We start from the raw sequence: 7,254 nt of genomic DNA on the forward strand, positions 1-7,254 counted from the left end.
GTCTCCCAGCCGGGCCTGGCCCGCCAGGCCTGTGGATAACGTTATCCACAGGCTTGGGGCCTGGTTCGCGCGATGACGGTGGGATCGGGTTGCATGGGGGCATGAGCGACGAAGACCTGCGCATCGCGGCCGACCGCGTCCTGGCCCGCCTCGTCGGGGATCCCTCCGGCTCCGCCCGCCTGCGGGAGGATCAGTGGCGGGCGATCGAGGCGCTGGTCTCCCACCGCCGCCGGGCGCTGGTCGTGCAGCGCACGGGATGGGGCAAGTCCGCGGTGTATTTCGTCGCCACCTCCCTGCTGCGCGAGCGCGGCAGCGGCCCGACGGTGATCGTCTCGCCGCTGCTGGCGCTGATGCGCAACCAGGTCGAGGCCGCCGCGCGGGCCGGTATCCGCGCGCGCACGATCAATTCCGCCAACACCGAGGAGTGGGACACCATCCAGGCCGAGGTGGCCGCCGGTGAGGTGGATGTGCTGCTCGTCAGCCCCGAGCGGCTGAACAATCCCGACTTCCGGGACCAGGTGCTGCCCAAGCTCGCCGCGGCCACCGGCCTGCTGGTCGTCGACGAGGCACACTGCATCTCCGACTGGGGCCATGACTTCCGCCCCGACTACCGCAGGCTGCGCACCATGCTCGCCGACCTGCCGCCGGGCGTGCCCGTGCTGGCCACGACCGCGACTGCCAACGCCCGGGTGACCGCGGACGTCGCCGACCAACTGGGCACGGGCGGGCCGTCGGCGGCGGATGGCTCCGGCGCGGACGGCTCGAGGGCGCTGGTGCTGCGCGGGCCCCTGGACCGGGAGAGTCTGAGCCTGGGTGTGCTGCGGCTGCCGGACGCGGCACACCGGCTGGCCTGGCTCGCCGACCATCTCCCCGAGCTCCCGGGCTCGGGGATCATTTACACCCTCACGGTCGCCGCAGCCGAGGAGGTGACCGCGTTCCTGCGGCAGTGCGGCCATACCGTCGCCTCCTACACCGGCAAGACGGAGAACGCCGACCGTCAGCAGGCCGAGGAGGACCTGCTGGGAAACCGGGTCAAGGCCCTGGTGGCCACCTCCGCGCTGGGCATGGGCTTCGACAAGCCGGATCTGGGCTTCGTGGTCCACCTGGGCTCGCCCTCCTCCCCCATCGCCTACTACCAGCAGGTCGGTCGGGCCGGGCGTGGCGTGGAGCACGCCGAAGTGCTGCTGCTGCCGGGCCGTGAGGACGAGGCCATCTGGCGCTATTTCGCCTCGCTCGCCTTCCCGTCCGAAGAGCAGGTGCGCCGCACGCTCGATGTGCTGGCGGCGGCGGACCGGCCGGTGTCCCTGCCCGCGCTCGAACCGCAGGTCGACCTGCGCCGCTCGCGCCTGGAGATCATGCTCAAGGTGCTCGACGTGGACGGCGCAGTCCATCGGGTGCGCGGCGGCTGGACCGCGACGGGGCAGCCCTGGGCGTACGACGCGGAGCGCTACGCATGGGTGGCGCGGCAGCGGGAGTCCGAGCAGCAGGCGATGCGGGACTACGCCTCGGCGCCCGGCTGCCGGATGGAGTTCCTGCGGCTGCAACTGGACGACGAGGCGGCGGCGCCGTGCGGGCGCTGCGACAACTGTGCCGGGGCCCGGTTCACCGCCGAGGTGTCCGCGGCGTCGCTGGAGGCGGCGCGTGGCGAGTTGGGGCGCCCCGGCGTCGAGGTGGAGCCGCGCCGTATGTGGCCGACCGGACTGCCCGCGGTCGGCGTCGAGCTCAAGGGCCGGATCCCGGCGGGTGCGCAGGCCGCCCCCGGGCGGGCGCTCGGCCGCCTCTCCGATATCGGCTGGGGAAACCGGCTGCGGCCGCTGCTCGCCCCGCACAACCCGGACGAGCCGGTTCCGGACGATGTGGCCAACGCCGTGGTGACGGTGCTCGCCGACTGGGCCAAGGGGCCCGGCGGCTGGGCGTCGGGGGCGCCGGACGCTCCGGCCCGGCCGGTCGGCGTGGTCACGGTGGCCTCGCACACCCGGCCGCGGCTGATCCAGACGCTGGGCGAGCGGATCGCCTCCGTCGGCCGGATGCCCCTGCTCGGTTCGGTCTCCTACCTCGACTCCGGGACCGACACCCGGGTGCCGCGCACCAACAGCGCCCAGCGGCTGCGGGCGCTGCACGGCGCGCTGACGGTGCCGCCCGCGCTGGCCGACGCTCTCGGGCAGACCTCCGGGCCGGTGCTCCTCGTCGACGACCTGGCGGACACCGGCTGGACGCTGGCGGTGGCCGCCCGGCTGCTCCGCCGGGCCGGGGCTGAGGCGGTCTTTCCGCTGGTCCTCGCGGTGCAGGGATGACCGCCGCCGCAGGTGAGGGCGGCTCGCGGAATATTGACGGCGGACCGGCCCAAACCGGTCAGGTGTGCCAATTGCTCGTTGCCGCGCGCCAGTACGACCGCAAGAATTGAAGCAGTTCCCTGCTTCCGGGCCGCCCGTGGTGCGCCGGAGCCGTGTCGTGGCGTGCGCCCATGCCCGACCTTCGCACGGACCGTGGGCGCGCAGACGAAGGGAGGACCGTGACCTTCGGCTTCGCTCCGTCGCCGGCCACCGATCACGTTTCCGGGCTTGGCCGGATGCTCGAGCCCGCAGAGTGGGCAGCTGCCGGCATTCCGCTGCTGCGCAATCCACGTGAGGTTGTCACCGGCCTGCACAGCCGCCATCTGCCCACACCCTCGATGGCAGTGGTCGCGGTCCTCGATCCGGAGGAGCGGCTGGCGGCCAGTGCCTCGTTCACCCGGCGCCGCTCCTGGGCCGCCGACGGCTGGGAGTTCCGAAACGCGCTCCTGGCCCAGCTGCGCCGGGTCATCCCGCACGATCTGCGGCGCCGCACACCGGTCCGTACCGCCGTGCTGCTCTACTGCCGGGACGGCGAGAGCCAGTGGACGGAGGAGGACGGCGCCTGGATGTGGGGCCTGCGCGATGCCTGCACGCTGCACGGGCTGCGCTGCGGCGCCTACATCACGCTGACCCGGGCGGGCTGGCAGGTGCTGGGCGAAGGGCGGGGCGGCCGTCGGCCGCACTCCGCCTCCCGCCACAGCGGCCTCGGCTTCGGCACCACCACCGCCGACAGCGTCACGGCGGCGGTACCGCACCCCCACGGTGAAGCGCGTGAGGCGCTGCGCCGCTCCGCGGCCGTGTGAGCAGCCGCGCGCCCGCGGGGCTCGTTCAGACGCCCGCGGTCATGAGGGTGTTGATCCGCTCGGAGTCGCCGCAGACGATCAGCAGCGTTCCGGCCCGGCGCATCGCCTCGGGCAGTGCGCGGGCGACGGCGTCGTCGGCTCCCCCGTTGACCGCGACGACCACGACCGGGCGGGCCGTGACGCGGCGGGCAGCGGTGGCGGCGTAGAAGACGTCGTCACCGGCGTCCTGCTGCGCCCAGTAGGACGCCTCACCGAAGGACAGCTCATGCGCCGCCCACGGATGCTGTTCCCCAGTGGTCAGCACCAGGATTTCGCCGGGCGCCCGGCCGGAGTCCAGCAGCAGGTCGACGGCCTCGTCCGCCGCGTCCAGGGCCCCCTCCGGAGAGGCGGGGATCAGCTGGAGCTGCGGACCGGCGGGCTTCGCGGAAGAGACGGGCGGCGCGGCCTTGGCCGCACCGGCGGGCGGACCGGGCCTGGCCACGTCACCAGCGGTGCGCTGGGCCGGGGCCGAGGGGGTCGCGGTGGAGCCGCGGTTGGGGCCGGGGCTGCCGGGCCGCCGTGGAGCGGGCCGGGGGCCGGGGCCAGGGACGGGACGAGGGGTCGGCGCGGTGCGGCCTGCGGCCGGTGTCGCGCGAGGACCCGGGACACTCTCGTGAATCTGAGGCTCCTCGGGGATGAGAGGCATGGGCTGATGTCTATCAAACGTCGGTGCGAGTCGCATCGGCGGGTGGGTGGAATAAACCGTTCAGAAGTCGAAGCCGAGTTGACCGGAATCCTCCGCATCGGCCGGTCCGGGAACGCTGCGGACCCGCTTGAGGTGCCGCCAGCGGGGCAATCCGTCCAGATATGCCCAGGACAACCGGTGGTAGGGGGTGGGACCCAACTCCGTCAGAGCGGCGCGGTGCGCGGGCGACGGATACCCCGCGTTGTCGCCGAAGCGGAAGTCCGCGTGGGCGGCTCCCAGTTCGGCCATCAGCGTATCCCGCCGGACCTTGGCGATCACCGAGGCCGCGGCGACGGCCACGCAGGACTGGTCGCCCTTGATGACCGTACGGACCTTCCAGGGCGTGCCCAGGTAGTCATGCTTCCCGTCGAGTATCACCGCGTCGGGGCGCACGGGCAGTCCGTCGAGCGCGCGGGTGGCGGCGAGCCGGAGGGCCGCCGTCATCCCCAGATCGTCGATCTCCTCGGAGGAGGCATGGCCAAGGGCGTATGAGGTGACCCACGTCTCCAACTCCTGGGCGAGCGCCGTGCGCTTCTTGGGGCTCAGCAGCTTGGAGTCGGTGAGCCCGGCCGGCGGTCGCCGCAGCCCGGTGACCGCCGCGCAGACCGTCACCGGACCGGCCCAGGCCCCGCGCCCGACCTCGTCGATCCCGACGACGATCTTGGCTCCTGTGGTGGCGCGGAGCGAGCGCTCGACGCGGTGAGTGGGCGGTTCGTAGACCATGGCGAGGACCAGATTACGCCGCCCGGGCACCGCTCGTGCACCGGGTTATGCCTGGCGGCCCGCGACCGGCCCTCGTGGACCGCCCCCACTCAACGCGACAGCGCCCGTGGGCGATTCGACGGTGCGGGCCGGGCGCCGGGGGAACGTCCCGTGGGCACTGCGTGTCACTCCCGCGTCGGCGCAGGTCAGTGCGTTTCAGCGCGCGTCAGCCCGCGGCCGGGACCCAGTCCGGAAGCGGCTCGGCGCGGTCCTGCCACTCGCCCGGCGGCGCACCGGCCGCCGCGGCCGCGATCACGCCCCCGACGATGGCGCAGTTGGTGTCCACATCCCCGCCCACCTGGGCGGTCGTCCAGAACGCCTCCTCGAACGCGCCGAGGTGCCGGGCCGCCGACCACAGGGCGAACGGCACGGTGTCGTGCGCGCTTGTGCGGCGGCCACAGCCGAGCACCGCCGCGACGGTCCCCGCGTCCGCGTAGTCGAGCATGTCACGGGCGCGGCGCAGCCCCGCCTGGACGGCGCTGCGCGGGACGAGCGAGATCACCCGGCCCAGCAGGGCGTCCGGCCCGCCGACGCCCGCCGGATCGGCGGCCAGCGACGCCGCCGCGGCCACCGCCATCGCCCCCGCCACGGCTTCCCGGTGCTGGTGCGTGGTGTACGCGGAGATCTCCGCCTGGTGCGTGGCCTGCTCCGGATCGCCCGCGTACCAGGCGCCCAGCGGCGCGATCCGCATCGCGGCGCCGTTGCCCCATGAACCCTGCCCCTGGAACAGGCCCGCGGCCAGCTCCCGCCAGTCGCCGCCCTCTCTGATCAGCCTGAGCATCCGGTTCACCGCGGGCCCGTAGCCGCGGTCGAAGTCATGGTGCTCGGCGAAGGAATGGGCGAGCGCGTCCTGGTCGATACGGCCATGGGTGACCAGAACGGCCAGCACCGAGCCCGCCATCTCGGTGTCATCGGTCCACTGCCAGGCCCCGGGCGGCAGCTCGCGCCGCCCCAGCAGCGGATAGTTGACAGGTACAAAGAACTGGGAGCCGAGGGCATCGCCCACGGCCAGCCCACGCAGGCTCCGCAGGGCCCGCTGGAATCGGTCTCCGGTCATCAGCGCGCACTCCAACTGGTAAGGCCATAGGGCTCGGGAGCGCACCAGCGCTCGAAGGGCCGGTCGAGGTGGTACCGCCCGTCGGGGCCGAGCACCAGGGCCCGTGTCTCGCCGTTGCCCGGGTTGGACAGCGACTCGAACTCCGCGACGGTCCAGTGCAGCCACCGCATGAAGAACAGCCGCATGGTCAGCCCATGGGTCACCAGCAGGACGTTCGGCGGATGGGCGGGGTCCTCGAAGCTGCGCCACAGGCTCTCCAGGAAGGCGTCCACCCGGTCGTAGACGTCGGCGCCCGACTCTCCCTGGGCGAAGCGGTAGAAGAAGTGCCCATAGGCGTCCCGGTATGCCTTCTGCTTACGGACGTCCTCCCGGTCCTGCCAGTTTCCCCAGTCCTGTTCGCGCAGCCGCGGCTCCTCCCTGACGCGGGTGCGCGACGGGTCGAGGCCGAGCAGTTCCAGGGTCTGGTGGGTGCGTCGGTACGGCGAGACATAGACCGAGACCCGCTGGTCGGCGAAGATCGCGCGCAACCGCTCCCCCACCTCAACGGACTGCCGCCGCCCGGTCTCCGTCAGACTCAGGGCATGGTCGGGCACCCGCTCGTACACCGTGTCGTCAACGTTCCCCTCCGATTCGCCGTGCCGTACGAGAACGATGCGCCGGGGTCGTGCCATGCGGCCACCCTAGGCCACCGGCCCCGGCTCACACCGTCCAGGAGGACTCGACCCCCACGACATCGCCCGCGATCGCCGCTACGTCCGCCTCGGTCTGCGCGCGCAGGGCGAGCCGTTCCACCCGCTCCACGCGGTACTTGCCGTGCTCGGCGGCCGAATTCCACATCGACAGCACCAGGAACTCACCGCCGGGAGCCTCCCCGAACACCCCGCGCACCATCCCCGGCGACCCGGCCATCGCCGGATTCCACACCTTCTCCTGCACCAGCGTGAAGTGCTCCACCCGGTCCGGGTGGACCCGGCAGTGCGCCACCCGCACCACGTCCGCGTCCGTGAACCGCGGCTGGAAGCCCACCTTCACATCGAAGCGGTACTCGAACAGCCGCACCTGCATGTCCCGGTATGTGCCGGACTGCGCGGCCGCCAGCCGGTCGTGGGAGCGCGCCATGAAGGAGTCGTAGAACGCTCTGCTCTCCCAGAACGCGAAGATGTGCGCCACATTCGGCCGCCCCCGGCTCCAGCCGCCGCCCTGCCCCCGGAAACCCGGTTCGCCGAGCAACCCCGCCCACTTCCGCTGCCCCCGCTCGAAACCGCGGCGGTCCACCACGGTGCAGCGAATCCACTTGACCAGCACCGCGCCATCGTACGGCCCCGAAGGTGGCCCGCATCACGGACTGAAGGAGTCCGGCTACGCATGGGGGTCGCCCGGCGGCAGCACGTTCGAGGATCCGCTCGGCCGTACGCCTGGCGCACACCCCTCAGAGCGACCAGGCTCATGCCCCGGAGCGACAAAGGCGGCGACAAAGGCGGGGTGCGGGGCCTCGGCCCGCAACCCGCCGAAGCGGTTCGCCCGCGTGGGGGCGGGGTTCAGCTGCAGCCGCTGGTGGAGCCGCAGCCCACGCAC

The 7,254-nt window shown here is 73.0% G+C and carries 8 protein-coding genes; 2 read left to right on the forward strand and 6 right to left on the reverse strand.

The window, feature by feature from the left end; all coding sequences use genetic code 11:
* Window positions 1-101: 101 nt before the first annotated feature.
* Entirely contained in the window at window positions 102-2,294 is a 2,193-nt protein-coding gene (locus ACFV2X_RS51585; protein ID WP_385630328.1) for a DEAD/DEAH box helicase, read from the forward strand.
* A gap of 218 nt (window positions 2,295-2,512) precedes the next feature.
* Window positions 2,513-3,136, forward strand: coding sequence for a hypothetical protein (locus ACFV2X_RS51590; protein ID WP_385630331.1), 624 nt, complete (start codon window positions 2,513-2,515; stop codon window positions 3,134-3,136).
* Window positions 3,137-3,161: 25 nt separating this feature from the next.
* Here ACFV2X_RS51590 and ACFV2X_RS51595 read toward each other — a convergent pair whose 3' ends face one another.
* The 6 genes from ACFV2X_RS51595 to ACFV2X_RS51620 form a co-directional block, all read right to left on the reverse strand.
* Window positions 3,162-3,821, reverse strand: coding sequence for a hypothetical protein (locus tag ACFV2X_RS51595; RefSeq protein WP_385630333.1), 660 nt, complete (start codon window positions 3,819-3,821; stop codon window positions 3,162-3,164).
* 60 nt (window positions 3,822-3,881) lie between these two features.
* Window positions 3,882-4,583, reverse strand: coding sequence for a ribonuclease HII (locus tag ACFV2X_RS51600; protein ID WP_385630345.1), 702 nt, complete (start codon window positions 4,581-4,583; stop codon window positions 3,882-3,884).
* A gap of 205 nt (window positions 4,584-4,788) precedes the next feature.
* A complete protein-coding gene (locus tag ACFV2X_RS51605; RefSeq protein ID WP_385630335.1) occupies window positions 4,789-5,679 on the reverse strand; it encodes an ADP-ribosylglycohydrolase family protein in 891 nt (296 codons plus the stop codon).
* On the reverse strand, window positions 5,679-6,350 hold the full coding sequence (locus ACFV2X_RS51610) for a histidine phosphatase family protein (protein WP_385630337.1): 672 nt from the start codon (window positions 6,348-6,350) through the stop codon (window positions 5,679-5,681). Before ACFV2X_RS51610 ends, ACFV2X_RS51605 begins: the two co-directional genes overlap by 1 nt.
* A gap of 28 nt (window positions 6,351-6,378) precedes the next feature.
* Window positions 6,379-6,984, reverse strand: a complete 606-nt coding sequence (locus tag ACFV2X_RS51615) for a YdbC family protein (protein WP_385630339.1) — start codon at window positions 6,982-6,984, stop codon at window positions 6,379-6,381.
* Between the two features lie 54 nt (window positions 6,985-7,038).
* A partial coding sequence (locus tag ACFV2X_RS51620) for a hypothetical protein (protein WP_385630341.1) occupies window positions 7,039-7,254 on the reverse strand: 216 nt, incomplete at its 5' end.

Source organism: Streptomyces sp. NPDC059679, from assembly GCF_042734105.1.
Lineage (GTDB): Bacteria > Actinomycetota > Actinomycetes > Streptomycetales > Streptomycetaceae > Streptomyces.